This is a genomic window from Leucobacter tenebrionis (genome assembly GCF_019884725.1).
GTDB classification, from domain to species: domain Bacteria; phylum Actinomycetota; class Actinomycetes; order Actinomycetales; family Microbacteriaceae; genus Leucobacter; species Leucobacter tenebrionis.
In genome coordinates, this window is record NZ_CP082322.1 from 1,586,376 (window position 1) to 1,601,491 (window position 15,116).

At 71.1% G+C, this 15,116-nt stretch carries 13 protein-coding genes; 4 read left to right on the forward strand and 9 right to left on the reverse strand.

Features of this window, described 5'->3' with window-relative positions; translation table 11 throughout:
- Positions 1-11: 11 nt before the first annotated feature.
- Positions 12-866 (reverse strand): bifunctional demethylmenaquinone methyltransferase/2-methoxy-6-polyprenyl-1,4-benzoquinol methylase UbiE, encoded by an 855-nt coding sequence (gene ubiE / locus KVY00_RS07380; RefSeq protein WP_223045032.1) that lies wholly within the window; start codon positions 864-866, stop codon positions 12-14.
- Positions 867-1,086: 220 nt separating this feature from the next.
- Here ubiE and KVY00_RS07385 point away from each other — a divergent pair, with 220 nt between their 5' ends.
- Entirely contained in the window at positions 1,087-2,388 is a 1,302-nt protein-coding gene (locus tag KVY00_RS07385; RefSeq protein ID WP_223045033.1) for an isochorismate synthase, read from the forward strand.
- A gap of 57 nt (positions 2,389-2,445) precedes the next feature.
- Here KVY00_RS07385 and KVY00_RS07390 read toward each other — a convergent pair whose 3' ends face one another.
- The 3 genes from KVY00_RS07390 to KVY00_RS07400 all read right to left on the reverse strand — a co-directional run bounded on the left by KVY00_RS07390 (position 2,446) and on the right by KVY00_RS07400 (position 5,621).
- A complete protein-coding gene (locus KVY00_RS07390) occupies positions 2,446-3,315 on the reverse strand; it encodes a PPK2 family polyphosphate kinase (protein ID WP_223045034.1) in 870 nt (289 codons plus the stop codon).
- 81 nt (positions 3,316-3,396) lie between these two features.
- The gene (gene menD, locus KVY00_RS07395) at positions 3,397-5,220 is read right to left on the reverse strand and encodes a 2-succinyl-5-enolpyruvyl-6-hydroxy-3-cyclohexene-1-carboxylic-acid synthase (RefSeq protein WP_223045035.1); all 1,824 of its coding nucleotides are present in this window, start codon (positions 5,218-5,220) and stop codon (positions 3,397-3,399) included.
- Positions 5,217-5,621 carry a PLDc N-terminal domain-containing protein gene (locus KVY00_RS07400; RefSeq protein WP_223045036.1) on the reverse strand — a complete coding sequence of 135 codons (405 nt, stop codon included), beginning with the start codon at positions 5,619-5,621 and terminating at the stop codon, positions 5,217-5,219. Before KVY00_RS07400 ends, menD begins: the two co-directional genes overlap by 4 nt.
- A gap of 260 nt (positions 5,622-5,881) precedes the next feature.
- Here KVY00_RS07400 and KVY00_RS07405 point away from each other — a divergent pair, with 260 nt between their 5' ends.
- Both KVY00_RS07405 and KVY00_RS07410 read left to right on the forward strand, forming a co-directional pair.
- Positions 5,882-6,259 (forward strand): DUF4229 domain-containing protein, encoded by a 378-nt coding sequence (locus tag KVY00_RS07405; RefSeq protein ID WP_223045037.1) that lies wholly within the window; start codon positions 5,882-5,884, stop codon positions 6,257-6,259.
- A 159-nt stretch (positions 6,260-6,418) separates the two neighbouring features.
- Complete coding sequence (locus tag KVY00_RS07410; RefSeq protein ID WP_223045038.1) at positions 6,419-8,173, forward strand: bifunctional 3'-5' exonuclease/DNA polymerase; 1,755 nt, start codon at positions 6,419-6,421, stop codon at positions 8,171-8,173.
- 137 nt (positions 8,174-8,310) lie between these two features.
- On the opposite strand, the gene KVY00_RS07415 is transcribed toward KVY00_RS07410, so the two are convergent.
- The 5 genes from KVY00_RS07415 to KVY00_RS07435 all read right to left on the reverse strand — a co-directional run bounded on the left by KVY00_RS07415 (position 8,311) and on the right by KVY00_RS07435 (position 13,823).
- Entirely contained in the window at positions 8,311-9,264 is a 954-nt protein-coding gene (locus KVY00_RS07415) for a 1,4-dihydroxy-2-naphthoate polyprenyltransferase (RefSeq protein ID WP_255572822.1), read from the reverse strand.
- Positions 9,261-10,547: an AMP-binding protein gene (locus KVY00_RS07420; RefSeq protein WP_255572823.1), complete on the reverse strand. Its 1,287-nt coding sequence runs from the start codon at positions 10,545-10,547 to the stop codon at positions 9,261-9,263. The genes KVY00_RS07415 and KVY00_RS07420 overlap by 4 nt, the downstream gene beginning before the upstream one ends.
- Before the next feature lie 45 nt (positions 10,548-10,592).
- Entirely contained in the window at positions 10,593-12,017 is a 1,425-nt protein-coding gene (locus tag KVY00_RS07425) for an MFS transporter (RefSeq protein ID WP_223045039.1), read from the reverse strand.
- A gap of 294 nt (positions 12,018-12,311) precedes the next feature.
- Positions 12,312-13,271: a 1,4-dihydroxy-2-naphthoyl-CoA synthase gene (locus tag KVY00_RS07430; protein WP_223045040.1), complete on the reverse strand. Its 960-nt coding sequence runs from the start codon at positions 13,269-13,271 to the stop codon at positions 12,312-12,314.
- A gap of 201 nt (positions 13,272-13,472) precedes the next feature.
- Positions 13,473-13,823 carry a TfoX/Sxy family protein gene (locus KVY00_RS07435; RefSeq protein ID WP_223045041.1) on the reverse strand — a complete coding sequence of 117 codons (351 nt, stop codon included), beginning with the start codon at positions 13,821-13,823 and terminating at the stop codon, positions 13,473-13,475.
- 38 nt (positions 13,824-13,861) lie between these two features.
- Between KVY00_RS07435 and KVY00_RS07440 the strand changes: the two genes are divergently transcribed.
- Positions 13,862-15,019 (forward strand): o-succinylbenzoate synthase, encoded by a 1,158-nt coding sequence (locus KVY00_RS07440; RefSeq protein WP_223045042.1) that lies wholly within the window; start codon positions 13,862-13,864, stop codon positions 15,017-15,019.
- Positions 15,020-15,116: the final 97 nt, after the last annotated feature.

Below are 15,116 nucleotides of genomic sequence, written 5' to 3' on the forward strand. Positions count from 1 at the left end.
AATGGAACGGCTCACTGGGTGGCTCCGCCCTTCGAGGTGTCGGTCTTCGGACTGTCGGTCTTCGAGGTATCAGTCTTCGAGGTACCCGGTTTCGATCCCCGGGTCTGTGAAGCAGCGCCCGCCGGCTTCGAACCCCGCTTCGCGTCAGCGGTCGCCGGCTTCGAGACGAAGCCGCGATGCAGCGCGACGATGCCGAAGGTGAGGTTGCGGTACGCAACCCGCTCGAACCCGGCCCCGCGCATCCAGCGGCAGAGCTCATCCTGATCCGGCCACGCCTCGATCGAATCGTTGAGGTAGCGGTACGCCTCGGCCGCCTCGCGGTTGATGAGCCCCGCGATGCGCGGCAGCACGTGACGGCCGTACAGCTGATAGGGGCGGCGGATCAGCGTCGAAGGCGGCGTCGAGAACTCCGCGATCACGACCCGGCCGCCGGGCTTCACGACGCGGTGCATCTCGGCGAGCGCCTTGCGCGGATCGCTCACGTTGCGCAGCCCGTAGGAGATGGTGGCGGCGTCGAAGCTGTCGTCTTCGAAGGGCAGCTGCGTCGCATCGGCCCAGACGAAGTCGATCAGCTCGTTGCCCGCGTGCCGCTTGCGCCCCTCCGCCAGCATGCCCTCCGAGAAGTCGGCGGCGGTCACGTGGGCGCCGTGCGCCGCGAGGGCGGCCGACGAGGTGCCGGTGCCCGCCGCGAGGTCGAGGATCCGCATGCCCTTGCGCGGTGCGACCGCTCGCGTGGTGGCGATGCGCCACAGGCGATCGTTGCCCACGGTCAGCACGTCGTTGATCAGATCGTAGCGAGGGGACACCTCGTCGAACATGGTGGAAACGTCGGCGGCGCGCTTGGTCTCGGTGTCGGGTCGGGTCACCCCTCCATGCTAGCTCTTCGTTCCTCAGAGCTCGCATGGCGCCCGTGGGCCGCAGCGTCCCCGCGCCGAGACCGACTGTTCCAGCGAAACCGAGCGTTTCAGAGGCCCTGAAACAGTGCTCGCTGAAACAGTCGGTCTCGGCGACGGGTGGGGCGGGGTGCAGGCCAGGGAGACGGGAGCGTCGCGACGGCGCACAGGCCGAGCCGGTAGATTGGTGCGGGTGACGAACGAGCCCGAGGTGCCCCGGCTGCGCGCGGTGACGCGCAGCCTCGCGGAGCCGCTGGACCTGCTCTCGCTCGCGGATCCCCGACATCCCATGCTCTGGCACCGCGACGACCGCGGCCTGGTGGGAGTCGGCGAGGTGCTCCGACTGAGCTTCCGCGGCCCGCACCGCTTCCGCGACGCCGCCGAGCACTGGCGCCGCATCGCCGAAGCGGCGGAGATCGACGATCCCGTGCGCATGCCGGGCACGGGCCTCGTGGCGCTCGGAACGTTCGCGTTCGATGACCGCAGTGCCGCCGAGAGCGTACTGATCGTGCCGCGCACCATCGTCGCGCGCCACCGAGGCATCTCCTGGGTCACCGAGATCTCACCGCTCGACGAGGCACCTGCGGATCCTTCGGCACCGGCCCCTGCCGAACCGGGGCGATGGCTCGGCACCGCATTCGAGCCGCATGATCCCGCCCAGGGCGGCACGGGTGCGGCACGCGGATCAGTCGAGGCCTACATCTCCGGCGTGCGCGAGGCGGGTCGTCGCATCACTCGGGGCGAGGCCGAGAAGATCGTGCTCTCCCGGCAGGTGGAGGGGCGGATCGACGCGGACGCCGATCTGCGGGTGCCGTTGCGGCGCCTCGCCGAGCACTACCTCGACTGCTGGACGTTCGCGGTCGACGGCCTCGTGGGCGCGAGCCCCGAGACGCTGATCCGCTCGACGGGCGGCGCGGTGTCGGCACGCGTGCTCGCCGGCACTCGGGCCCGGCACCCCGAGGACCCGCAGCGCGACGCCCGCGCCCGCGCAGAGTTGCTGACGAGCGCCAAGGAGCAGCACGAGCACGCCTTCGCGGTGCAGAGCGTGGTCACGGCGCTTTCGCCGCACGTGCGGGATCTGAGCACCAGCGAGGAGCCCTTCCCGCTGCGCCTGCCCAACGTCTGGCATCTCGCGACCGACCTCGGTGCCGCACTCGACGAGCGCAGCTCCGCGATCGAGCTGGTCGGCGCGCTGCACCCGACCGCCGCCGTCGCGGGCACGCCGACCTCGGCCGCCGTGGCATTCATCGCCGAACTCGAACCGTTCGATCGGGGGCGCTACTCGGGAGCCGTCGGCTGGATCGACGCGGCCGGCGACGGCGAGTGGGTGATCGCGCTGCGCTGCGCGCAGCTCGAAGACGCCGAGGACGGGTCGGGATCGCGGGCCGTGATCGCGAGCGCCGGCGGCGGGATCGTGGCCGGATCCGATCCCGAGCACGAACTCGGCGAGACGGTGTCGAAGCTGCGCCCCATCACCGAGGCGTTCGCCGCGTAGCGGGAGCCCGCGGGGTCGCCCGCTGAGCCTGTCGAAGGGGCGGACGGAGCCCGCGACTCAGGGCCAGCTCAGATCGGACGTCCGTTCGATGCGGGATCGCTCGACCGCCACATCGAAGTCGGCCTCGGGCCACTGCGGGTCGATCCGCTGCAGCTCCGAGATCACGATGCGCTGCACGGCCGCCCGCGCGTACCACTTGGCATTCGCGGGCACCACGTACCAGGGTGCGTGCTCGGCGGCGGTTCGCTCGATCGCGATGCTGAACGCCTCCATGTACTCGGCCCAGAGCTCGCGCTCGTCGACGTCGCCCGGGTTGTACTTCCAGTGCTTCTCGGGGTCGTCGAGGCGGGAGAGCAGGCGCTCGGCCTGCTCCTCGGGCGAGATGTGCAGCATGATCTTGACGACGCGCACGCCGTCCTCCGCCAATCGGCGCTCGAAGTCCACGATCGCTCCGTAGCGACGCTCGATCTCCTCGGGCGGGGCGAAACCGCGCACCCGCTGGATCAGCACGTCCTCGTAGTGCGAACGGTCGAACACGCCGATCATCCCCGGCGTCGGAACCCGAGGCTCGACTCGCCACAGGAAATCGTGCGCCCGTTCCTCCTCGGTCGGCGCCTTGAACGCCGAGAGCGCGAGACCGTACGGTTCGACCTGGCTGAAGACATGGTTGACGATCCCGCCCTTGCCCGCGGCGTCCATGGCCTGCAGCACCACGAGCAGGCGGTCCGGAGCCCCGAGCCGGCTCTGCGCGAAGAGCTTCTCCTGCAGGCCGCGCAGCTCCTGCGCCGCGCGAGCCAGCTCGGCGGCGCCCTCGGCCTTGCGGGCCGCGGTGCCCGGTTTCGCGTCGGGGTCCACCGCGCGCAGGTCGAAGCCGGCGCCGACCCGCAGCAGGCGGGACGGATCCTCGATCCAGAATTCGCTGGGCATGCCGTTCCCTCCGTCGGTCTCTCACCAACTGTAGGGTAGTCCGCCCCGAAAGATCGATGCCTGCTGCAGCCGTTGCGGGCCCTACCCCGCGAGCGGCACCTCGACGAGGGTCGGTCCCGCGACGGGCTCCGTGAGCAGTCTCTCGAGCTCGCCGCGGTTGACCACGCTCCGGTACTCCCACCCGTAAGCACCGGCGAGCGACTCGAGATCGACGCGCTGCGGGGTGCGCATCACGCGGGCGAAGTGCTCGGGATCGGAGGCCCCCGCGACCTCGAGCCCGTCGAAGATCGTTCCGCCGCCGTCGTTGCCGACGAACAGCTGGATCCGCGGGTGCTCCTCGCCCTCGGGCAGCAGCAGCGAGCCGGCGTCGTGGAGCAGAGCGAGGTCGCCGATGAGTACCCGGGTAGTACCCGCGGCGCGCGCCGGGTCGTCGTCGCCCTGGCTCGCAGCGGCGATCCCGAGTGCGGTCGCGATCGTTCCGTCGATACCGGCGAGCCCTCGATTCGCGTGCACGTCGACGCGGCGCGGCGCGGCGAGCCCGTCGAGCACCCGCACCAGCCGCGAGGCCGCGACCACCAGGCGGTCGTGCGGCCAGGTCGCGCGCCAGACGCTCTCGACGAGCAGATCGCGCGAGACCGGCTCGCGCATCACCGCGACCTCGGCGCGCGCGTAGGCGCTGCGCTCCTTGTAGCCCGTCGCGAGGGCGGCGTCGAGGTCGGGTTCGTGCACCGTGGTGCGCTCGCGCAGCAGCTCTCGGTCTGCGACGACCCAGGCCCCGAGCCAGCGCCGCAGCGCCCGAGGCTCGTGATCCTCGGCCACGACGGCCGCCCTCACGACGCGAGCATCGCGGCCCGGGTCGTAGTGCTCGGCGAGGGGGTGAGGATCGACCACGACCACCTCGACGTCGTCGCGGCGCAGCAGTGCCGGCACCTGCCGGGTGAGCGTGGGGTGCCCGAACACGATGGCCTGCTCGACGAGTTCGCCGAGCGGCGGACCGTCGGATCGCGGCGCGTCGAGCAGCGTCGCGTAACCCGAGATCGCCTCCCGCCCGAAACGCACTCCGCTCACGACCTCGGCGAGCAGCGGCAGACCTGCCGCGTGGGCGAACGCCTCGGCCTCGAGACCGGCGCCCTCGCCCGCGATGACCACGGCGAGGGCGTCACCGCGGTGCACGTGGGTGTCGCTGCCAGGACCGCGAGCACTATCCGGACCGGGATCGCCGCCCGAGCCGGCATCGCGTCGGCGCTCCGCGCGATCCGCCCGAGCTTTCGCCCCCTCCTCGGCCGCGGCGGCGAACCCGCGGCCGATCATCGCCTCGAACCCCCGGGTGCCCGACAGCGGCTCGCGGAACGCGAGATTGAGCTGCACCGGCCCCGCCGGAGCCGCGCCGGGCTCTCCGAGGGCCGCATTCAGCGCGCGGCGGGCGAGAGCTGCGGGATCCCGATCCGGATCCCGGGCGAGATCTCCGTCCGCACCGAACTCGGGCGAGGCAACATCGAGCGCGAGACGGGCGGCAGCCCCGAGGAGCCCCGCCTGACGGGTGGTCTGGTTGCTGCGGATACCGCGCAGTTCATCCGGCCGGTCTGCGGTGAGGAGCAGCAGCGGAACCCGCGACTCATGAGCCTCGAGCGCGGCCGGGAGCAGGTTCGCGACCGCCGTGCCGCTCGTCACGATCACGGGGGCCGGCAGACCGGTTTCACATGCAACCCCGAGCGCGAAGAACGCGGCGGAGCGCTCGTCGAGACGCACGTGCAAGCGGATCGCCTCGGCCTGCTCCGCTGCTGCAGCGGCGAGCGCGAGCGCCTGAGAACGCGATCCCGGGCACACGACGACGTCTCGCACGCCGCGGCGGATCAGCTCGCCGAGCAGCTCGACCGCGAAGACCGAGGAGGGTGCCGCGCTCACTTCTGAGCCGGGTCGTCGTCGGGGCCCGCCTGCTCCTCGCCCGTGGAGTCGGGATCGTTGTCGGAGCGCGGCTGATCCTCGCCCGGGAACCTCTCGTCGTCGAGTTCGCGCAGGCGCTGCTCGAGGTCGCGCATGTGCAGGTCGAGATCGTCCTTGGACATGCGGGTTCCCGAGAACCGAGGATCGTCGTCGGGAGCGACCGGGCGCTTCGCGGGCGTGGCGCCCTTGCCGATCAGGAACCAGAGCACGCCCCCGATCACGGGCAGCAGCACCACGAGCACCACCCATACGGGCTTCGAAACGCCGCGGGCGCGCGATCCGTCGGTCATCGCCGCATCGACCAGCGCATACAGCGTGAACGCGACGGCGATGACGACCCCGATAATCACGAACCGCACCATATACCCATCGTACCGATTCCAACTGGACCAATCCCGGCCGTCTCCCGGCCCGGTGCTCCGAAGTCCGATCCGGACCCTGCGAGATTGGATCCTGCAAGATCGAGTCCCTTCAAACGTGGAGTGCCGAACTGCTGCATCACCTGTCGGGGTTGCAGCAGTTCGGCACTCCGCGTTTGAGAGGCAGATAGCGGTCCGCTCAAGAGGCAGACAGCGGATCGGCGGCCAGGAGCGGTTCAGGCTGCCTCGGTACACTCGGGCGGGTGAAGACCCCCCGCTCCGCCTGGATCACCTACACCGCACTGCGTCTGCTCTTCTTCGCCGTGCCGTTCGCGCTCATCTACGTGCTGGGCCTGTCGCTGCGGTTCTCGATGATGCTCTCGGCGCTCATCGCGGCGGTGCTCGCGGCGCTCATCAGCGTGTCGCTCTCGGTGCTGCTGCTGGCGAAACCGCGCGAGGCGGCCTCGGAGAGCATCTACGAGTGGCGCAATCGGGATCGCACGGCCGACGACATCGTCGAGGACGAGTCCGTCGACGCGGTCGAGGCAGTCGCTGACGAGGATCTCGCTGACGAGAGTGCCGAGGCGGTTCGGGATCGACCGGCAGGATCCGAGCACATCCCTCCCACCCGCTCGGAGTGATCCGCGGCTGATCGGGATCGGGGCGGACGCCGAGCCGCCGAGAGGTCGAAAAGGGCTCGGGTTCTCGCGATCCGGAGCCCTTTTCGACCTCTCGGGGTGAGGCCCGGCCGCTGCGACCGCCGGGGCGGGAATGCCGGCGGTGCGCAGTACCGTTGAGCTGTGACTGAGACGACCGCGACCGCAGCACCCCGGTGGTGCTTGCTGGGGCGCGATGGGACCGGGGCAGTGACCGCCGTCGACGTGCGCGCCGATGGCACCCGCGGCGAATCGGTGGGTCTCGCGAGCGAGGCGCTGCCCGACTTCGTCGAGGAGCGGGAGCGAGGCGGATCTGCCCCGCGCTGGGTGTGGAGCGACGCACCGAGCTGGTATCCGCAGTTGCTCGCGGCCGGGGTGCGCGTGAAGCGCTGCCACGATCTGCGGCTCGGGCACGCGATCCTGCGGCAGTCGGAGCTGGTGCGGGATCGGGGCCCACTGCTCGCCGCCCATGAGTGGGATGCCGCACCGACGGCCGAGCCGGAGGGCCCGTCGGCCGATACCGCGCTCTTCGATCTCGACGAACCCAGCGGGCCTGCCAGCACAGTGCCGCACGGCACCGCCTCCGTGAGCGCCGAGTTCGACCGGCAGCTCGAGGCGATCGCGGCGAGCACCGATCCGGGGCGCCTGCGATTGCTGCTCGCCGCAGAATCGGCCGGCGCGCTCGTCGCGGTCGAACTACGGGCGGCGGGCGTGCCGTGGGATGCCGCCGAGCACGATCGCCTGCTCACCGAGGCCCTCGGCCCGCGGCCGCCGGGCGACTTCAAGCCCGCGAAGATGCAGGCCGTGGCCGACGAGGTGCGCGCGGCGCTCGGGGATCGCGAGGCGAGCCTCGATTCTCCGCCGAGGCTGCTTCGCGCCCTGAGGCGGGCGGGCATCGACGCCGGTTCGACCTCGCGCTGGGAACTCGCGGAGTTCGAGCACCCCGCGATCGAACCGCTGCTGCGCTACAAGAAGCTGTCGCGGCTGCTGAACGCGAACGGCTGGAGCTGGATCGACGAGTGGGTGCACGAGGGCCGGTACCGCCCCGTGTACGTGCCGGGAGGGGTGGTCACCGGCCGGTGGGCGTCGAGCGGCGGGGGCGCGCTGCAGCTGCCCCGCGCGCTGCGTCCGGCGCTCAGGGCCGACCCGGGCTGGATGCTCGTCTCGGCCGACGTCGCGCAGCTCGAGCCTCGGGTACTCGCGGCCATGGCCGGAGACCGCGCGATGGCCGCGGCCGGATACGGGAAGGATCTCTACTCGGGCCTCATGGAGAGCGGCATCGTCGCCACCAGGCAGGAGGCGAAGATCGCCGTGCTCGGGGCGATGTACGGCTCCACGACCGGCGACAGCGGCCGCCTGGTGCCCCGGCTGAGACAGGGGTTTCCCGCCGCCATGCGGCTCGTGGATCGCGCCGCCGAGGTCGGTGAGCAGGGCGGTATCGTGTCGACCTGGCTCGGCCGGTCCTCCCCCGCGCCGAGCTCCGAGTGGGCGGAACTGCAATCGCGCGCGAGCCTTCCCGGGGCCACCTCGCGCGACGAGGGCGCAGCGCGGCGCGCGGCCCGCGAGTTCGGCAGGTTCACCCGCAACTTCGTGGTCCAGGGCACCGCAGCCGAGTGGGCTCTGGCCTGGCTGGCCGAACTGCGCCTGCGGCTCGCCGCGCTGCCGCTCGATGAGCGCATCGATCCCGCCTCCGCCTCCGGCCCCGCCTTCGAACGCCGCCCGCATCTCGTGTTCTTCCTGCACGACGAGGTCATCGTGCACGCGCCGGCGTCTCAGGCCGAAACCGCCGCTGACGCGGTCCGAGCTTCGGCCGAGGCTGCGGGGCGACTGCTCTTCGGCGGCGCCCCGGTCGACTTCCCGCTCGATGTGCGCATCTCCGAGCGGGCGACGAAGGAGTGACCCCCGCAGTGCCGGGCTTCACCCGGGGAGGGCCCGCCGAGCCGGCCACGACTTCGGAGCTCACCCGTATCTCGGATGAGAACCCGCGGATCGATCCGAAAGACGGGTGAGCTCCGAATAGCGGGACGGCGCCCCGGCTAGAACGCGAAGGCGATACCGACGAGCACTCCGTAGGCGAGCGCGGCGAGGCTGGTGAGCTGCAGCACGAGGATCAGCTCGCGCGGCGTCTTCGCGGTGATGACGATGAGCACGCAGGGCGCCACGATCAGCAGCACGAACCACACGAGCACCATGCCGGGGTTCACGAGCCCGTACAGCGCCGGCACCGCGAACGGCAGCAGCACGCACACGATGTAGAGAGCGCGCGAGGCGCGATCCCCCATCCTCACCGCGAGCGTCTTCTTGCCCGCGAGGCGGTCCGTGGGGATGTCTCGCAGGTTGTTGACGACGAGCACGGCGACCGCGAAGAACCCGACCGCGGCACCGGTCACCCAGGCCTCCTGGGTCTCGATCTCCGTCTGCAGGTAGACCGTGCCGACGGTCGCGACAAGCCCGAAGAAGATGAACACCATCACCTCGCCCAGGCCGGCGTACCCGTAGGGGCGCCTGCCGCCCGTGTAGAACCAGGCGGCGATGATCGCGAGCACTCCGAGCGCGAGGAACCACCAGCGTCCGCTCATGACCACGGCCACGAGCCCAGCCACGGCGGCGAGCGCGAAGAACACGAGGGCGGTCGCGAGCACCTTCTTGGGGTTCACGAGGCCGGAACCCGTGAGCCGGGCCGGTCCGACCCTGAACTCGTCGGTACCGCGAATGCCGTCGGAGTAGTCGTTGGCGTAGTTGACGCCGATCTGCAGGAAGACGGCGACCGCGAGCGCGAGCAGTGCGAGCGGCAGCGAGAAGCCCTGCACCATATGCGCGATCCCGGATCCGGCGGCGACCGGGGCGACCGCGAGCGGCAGCGTGCGCAGGCGCGCTCCGCCGACCCAGCTGCGCCAGGTGATCCTCGGCGTCTCACCGGCCTGGACTTGCCGCTCGGCCGCGGCCCGCACGGCCGGGTTGCCTGACCTGCGCCGATCCTTCGCGCTCACTCCTGCTCCTCCCCCGCGGCGATCCGCGTCTCGCGGAAGCTCGCCCGCAGACGCTCCAACCACTCCTCGACCGCTCGCACATCGGGCTTGCCGCCCGCGAGTCTCGGGATGCTGTCGGTCTCAGTGGCCCACACGGGCGCCGCCGCGACACCGAGGCGATCCCGCACCGCGGCGCTCACCTCGTCGAAGCTCGCCCGGGTGGCGGCCCGGCCCCGCGCGGGGCGCTCGCCCCCTTCGACAGGTTCGGGGGATGCGACCGCACCTGGATCCGCCTCGACGACGAGGCTCACCCGCTCCCCCCACTCGGGGTGCTGCGCTCCCACCGCGACGGCGCTCGACCAGCCATCGAAATCACGCACGACGCGCTCGACCTCGTCGAGCGACACGTTGATCCCGCCCGAGATGACGACCCGGTCGAGACGCCCGGTCACGGTCAGCATTCCGCCGAGCAGCTCACCGGCATCGCCCGTGCGGTACCAGCGGGTCGCGGTGCCGTCGCGGTCGCGGTCCTCGATGAAACGCTCCGCGGTGAGCTCGGGATCGCCGACGTAGCCGAGCGCCAGCGACGGCCCGGCGAGCTGCACCTCGCCCTCGCGAATGCGCACCCGGGTGTCGCCGATCTCGACCCCGTCGTAGACGCAACCGCCCGCGGTCTCGGTCATGCCGTAGGTGCGCTTCAGCGGAACCCCGAGCTCGAACGCGCGGCGCCGCATCAGCAGCGGCACTGCCTGCCCGCCGACGAGCACCGCATCGAACCGTCGCAGCGCGTCGGCGGCGTCGCGATCCTGCTCGGCCAGATCGAGCAGCCTCGAGAACTGCACCGGCACCAGCGAGACATACCGCCGCTCGGCCTCGAGATGCTCGGCCTCCTCGAGCAGCCGACCGGGATCGAATCCCTCGGCAGTCGGGAAGAAGCGCGGCGCGATGCCGGCCACCTCGCTGCGAACCAGCATCTGCAGCCCGGAGATCAGGTGCGCGGGAAGCGCCACGAGCCACTGCCCCGCTCCGCCCAACCGCACATGCGTCGCCTCCGCCCCGGCTCGCAGTGCCGCGGCCGACAGGGCGACCGACTTGGGCACGCCGCTCGACCCCGAGGTGCGCACCACCACCGCGGTGCCCTCTGGCAGCTCGGCCTGCTGCAGGGCGAGCACGGCCTCGTCCTCGAACTGCCCGCCGGGGACCGGCAGAACGGGCGCACCGCCGTTCAGCGCGTCGCCGAGCGCGGCCATGAGCCAGGCTCGATCCTCGGTGGGGATGGCGCGGAGTCCATGAGACGCAGTCACCGGTCCAGGTTACTACCCGGGTCTGACGAGTGGATCCGGCCCGGCTCAGCGGGACGGAGGCAGAGAGGGGCGCGGCTCCGAGCACGGACCTCGCGGAATGAAGAGTGTGAGCACCGTCGCGACGGCCGCCGCCGCGATCGCGATCCAGAAGCAGACCGCGTAGGCGTCCGCGGTGGGCACGACCCGTCCCGCATGCTCCGAACTCATCGCCGCCAGTACGCCGCCCATGACCGCCGACGCTCCCGAGGTGCCGACCGAGCGGAACAGCGCATTCAGCCCGTTCGACACCCCGGTCTCGTGCGCGGGGACCGCACCCATGATGATCATCGGCATCGCCGCGAACGAGAAAGCGATCCCGACACCGATGATCGCGTTCGCCACCACGATGTGCCACACTTCACTCGACCAGAGCAGCACGAACACGTAGGCCACCACGATCGACGACGTACCGATGGTGAAGAGCGGGCGGGGCCCGAAGACCCGCTCGAGCTTGCCCGAGAGGGGCGACAGCACCATCATGATGAGGCCCGACGGCATGATGCAGATCGCCGCCTCGATCATGGTGAGGCCGAAGCCGGCCCCCGTCTCGGGCGGCATCTCGAGCAGCTGCGGGAAGGTGACGTTGGATCCGAAGAGCGAGAAACCCATGCCGATCGCCGCGAGGTTCGTCAGCAGCACCGTCGGGCGCGCGGCTACCCGCAGGTCGACGAGCGGATCCTTCGCGCGCAACTGATAGGCGCCCCAGACCAGCAGCACGATCACACCCACCGAGACCGACCCGAGGGCGAGCGGGGAACCCCACCCCCACTCAGCGCCGCGGGAGACGAAGAGCAGCAGGCCCGTGAGGGCGACGGCGAGCCCGATCGCCCCGAGGACATCGAGGCGACCGCCCGAGATCATCGTGTCCTCGGGAACCGCGAACACCACCGCCACGATGCAGATCATGCCCAGGCCGGCTGACATCCAGAACAGCGCGTGCCAGTCGGAGGTCTCCGCGATGAATGCGGCGAGCGGCATACCGACCGCTCCGCCGACGCCCATCGTCGCGCTCATGAGCGCGACCGCCGTGCCGAGTCTCGCCGGAGGCAGCACGTCGCGCATGATCGCGATACCGAGCGGGATCACCCCGGTCGTCATGCCCTGCAGGCCCCTCCCGATGATCACCCCGACGATCGAGGACGAGAGGGCGGCGACGAGCGAACCCACGATCAGCGCGATGAGCAGCACGAACACCACGCGCCGCTTGCCGTACATATCACCGAGCCGGCCCGAGATGGGCGTCGCGACCGCGGCCACGAGCAGCGTGACCGTCACGACCCAGGTGGTGTCCTCGCGCGATGCGTCGAGCAGTTCGGGCAACTCGCCCTGGAGCGGCACGACCAGCGTGAACATGAAGGCGGAGGTGAGCCCCGCGAACGCGAGTGCGGCGACAGTCGCCCAGCCAGGTGGTCGTCTGTTGAGCCTCGTCATCACCTGCGATGCTACACCCGTGCGGTTCCCGCGGCGCGAGGCCGGGTGCCGCCTGGTGCCTGGTGCCTGATGCCTGGTGCCTGGTGCCTGGTGCCTGCAGCCTGATGCCTGATGCCTGATCTCCCCGCCCCAAGCGCACCGATCGACGTTCACGCACCCCGATCCACCTGAATGCGGTGCGTGAACGTCGATCGGTGCGGCAGGCGTGGTGTGCGGTGCGCGAGGCAGGCGTGGTGTGCGGGGCGCGAGGGCAGGCCGGAACGCCGGCCCGCCCTCGCGCGGGGAGTGAAACCCCTAGTAGTAGTACGGGAACGGCGCCCAGTCGGGGTCGCGCTTCTCGAGGAACGAATCCCGCCCCTCGACGGCCTCGTCGGTGCCGTACGCGAGGCGCGTGGTCTCGCCGGCGAAGAGCTGCTGCCCTACGAGCCCGTCGTCGACCGCGTTCATGGCGTACTTCAGCATGCGGATCGCCGTCGGCGACTTGCCGAGGATCTCGCGCGCCCACTCGATGCCGGTGCGCTCGAGCTCCGCGTGCGGCACCACCTCGTTCACCGCCCCGATCTCGCGCGCACGATCCGCCGAGTACTCGCGGGCGAGGAAGAAGATCTCACGGGCGTTCTTCTGCCCGACCTGGCGTGCGAAGTACGCGCTGCCGTAACCGGCGTCGAACGATCCGACATCGGCGTCGGTCTGCTTGAACCTCGCGTGCTCACGGCTTGCGATCGTGAGGTCGCAGACCACGTTGAGCGAGTGCCCGCCGCCCGCGGCCCACCCGGGCACGAGCGCGATGACGACCTTCGGCATGAAGCGGATGAGACGCTGCACCTCGAGGATGTGCAGGCGCCCGGCCCGCGCGGCCGCATCGGGCCCGACCTGCGTCTCCGAGTCGCTGTACTTGTAGCCGTCGCGCCCCCGGATGCGCTGGTCGCCGCCCGAGCAGAACGCCCAGCCCCCATCGCGCGGCGAGGGTCCATTGCCCGTCAGCAGCACCACGCCCACGCGCGGGTTGACGCGCACGCGCTCGAGCGCGTCGTAGAGCTCATCGACGGTGTGGGGGCGGAATGCGTTGCGCACCTCGGGTCGATCGAATGCGACACGGGCGATGCGGCCGTCGCGGCTGAGATGCGCCGTGATGTCGGTGTAGTCGGCCGAGCCGGGGGCCGCCTCCCACTCTGCGGGATCGAAGAGATCGGAGACCAGCTCGGGCTGCTCGGTCTCGCGGGGATGGGCGGGGTGCGGATCCTGCTGCGTCATGCGATCCAGCATAGGAGTTCGCGTCCGTGAGCGCCCTCGTCACCCGCGCGCTTCCCACCCGCTTCGTACCTCGCCGAGATACGAATCTCGCTCGCTGCACCGCGAATCGGCGTGCGAAATCCGTATCTCGAGGGGTGGATGGGCCCTGCATCCCGGGACTCCCTTCGACGGGCTCCCTTCAGCAGGCTCCCCTCGACAGGTTCAAAGAGCGGTGCGCGCCTTCGACGCTTTGGGCTTCTTCGGCTTCGGAGCCGGCAGTTGCGCGGCGGTGAGGTCGATGAGCCCCGCGAGCCACTCGCGATCCTCCCAGCGGTCGCCGCTCACCCGGAAGTACATCTTCGAGCCGGGGTAGGCGGGCGCCTCGTCGGGGTCGCCGATGTAGCCGCGGCCGGCCTCGGTGGGCTTCACGAACAACTCGTCATCGCACACGAAGGCGACGGGCTTCTCGTCGTAATAGACGCAGTACTCGCCGAACATCTTGCGGCTGCGGACCCCCGGCAGCGCGCTCAGCTGGTCGAGAAGGAACTCCATGGTCTCCGCGCGAGTGCTCATGCGGCCAGAGTAGCCGGGTTCGGTGGCAGGATCGAGGCATGAGTTTCTCGAGACCAGGATCCGCTCTTCCGCCCCTCACCGAGGTGCTCGAATCGATGCGTGTGGTCTCGATCCCGACCCGTACCCGTTTCCGGGGCATCTCGGTGCGCGAGGCCGTGATCCTCGATGCTCCCCTCGGCGCGAGCGAGTTCTCGCCGTTCCCGGAGTACGGGGACGCGGAGGCGGCGGCGTGGCTGGCGGCCGCTCTCGATTTCGGGTGGGCCGAGCAGCCGGCGCCGGTGCGGGATCGCATCGACGTGAACGCCACCGTGCCCGCGGTGCCGGCGGGGGAGGTTCCCGGAATCCTCGCCCGCTTCCCGGGCTGCCGCACGGCCAAGGTGAAGGTGGCCGAGCGCGGCCAGTCCCTCGCCGACGACGTCGCGCGGGTGCGCGCAGTGCGCGAGGCGATGGGCGCCGACGCTCTGGTTCGGGTGGACGCGAACGGCGGCTGGTCGGTCGAGGAGGCCGAGGCCGCGCTGCGGGCCCTCGCCGAGTTCGATCTCGACTACGCGGAGCAGCCGTGCGCGAGCGTCACCGAGCTGGTCGAGGTGCGGCGCAGGCTGACTCCTGATCAGCGGGTGCACGGTTCGAGCGGACTCGATGAGACCGTACCCGCGACCCACGGATTACAAGTCCGCTGCCCAGCCCCCCTCGTGCGCATCGCCGCCGACGAGAGCGTGCGCAAGGCCGCCGACCCGCTGGCGGTGGCCCGATCGGGCGCCGCGGACCTGCTCATCGTGAAGGCGCAACCGCTGGGCGGGATCCGGCAAGCGCTCGACATCGTGGAGCAGGCCGGCCTGCCCGTGGTCGTGTCGAGCGCGCTCGACACCTCGGTCGGCATCTCGATGGGGCTGCATCTCGCGGCGGCGCTGCCCGCTGCGGGGAACGGCGGAGGCTCAGGATCAGCCGGCGGCGCAGGGTCCGCGGCGGGTTCGGGAGCGGCCGGGGTGCTGCACGGCGCCTGCGGTCTCGGCACGGTCGCGCTGCTGGAGGGAGACGTGACCGCCGATCCCCTGATCCCCCGCGAGGGCTCGATCGAAGTGCGGCGCCCCGCGTTGGATGCCGCGCTGCTCGATCGACACGCCGCGCCTCCCGAGCGCGAACGATGGTGGCGGGAGCGCGTGGCGCGCTGCCACGCGCTCCTCGCCGCCCTGTGAGAGGTCAATAAGGGCGCATCGTCAAAGAAAGCGCGGCCCTTTTCGACCTCTCACGGGTGCTGAGCAGAGCGCCTGGGTGCTGAGCAGAGCGCCTGGG

Bases quoted from the DNA above. Each gene is read 5' to 3' on its own strand.
- KVY00_RS07435 (WP_223045041.1), bottom strand. From the start codon at position 13,823: ATGAGCACTCGCGCGGAGACCATGGAGTTCCTTCTCGACCAGCTGAGC.
- KVY00_RS07425 (WP_223045039.1), bottom strand. From the start codon at position 12,017: ATGACGAGGCTCAACAGACGACCACCTGGCTGGGCGACTGTCGCCGCA.
- KVY00_RS07430 (WP_223045040.1), bottom strand. From the start codon at position 13,271: ATGACGCAGCAGGATCCGCACCCCGCCCATCCCCGCGAGACCGAGCAG.
- KVY00_RS07390 (WP_223045034.1), bottom strand. From the start codon at position 3,315: ATGCCCAGCGAATTCTGGATCGAGGATCCGTCCCGCCTGCTGCGGGTC.
- KVY00_RS07400 (WP_223045036.1), bottom strand. From the start codon at position 5,621: ATGGTGCGGTTCGTGATTATCGGGGTCGTCATCGCCGTCGCGTTCACG.
- KVY00_RS07440 (WP_223045042.1), top strand. From the start codon at position 13,862: ATGAGTTTCTCGAGACCAGGATCCGCTCTTCCGCCCCTCACCGAGGTG.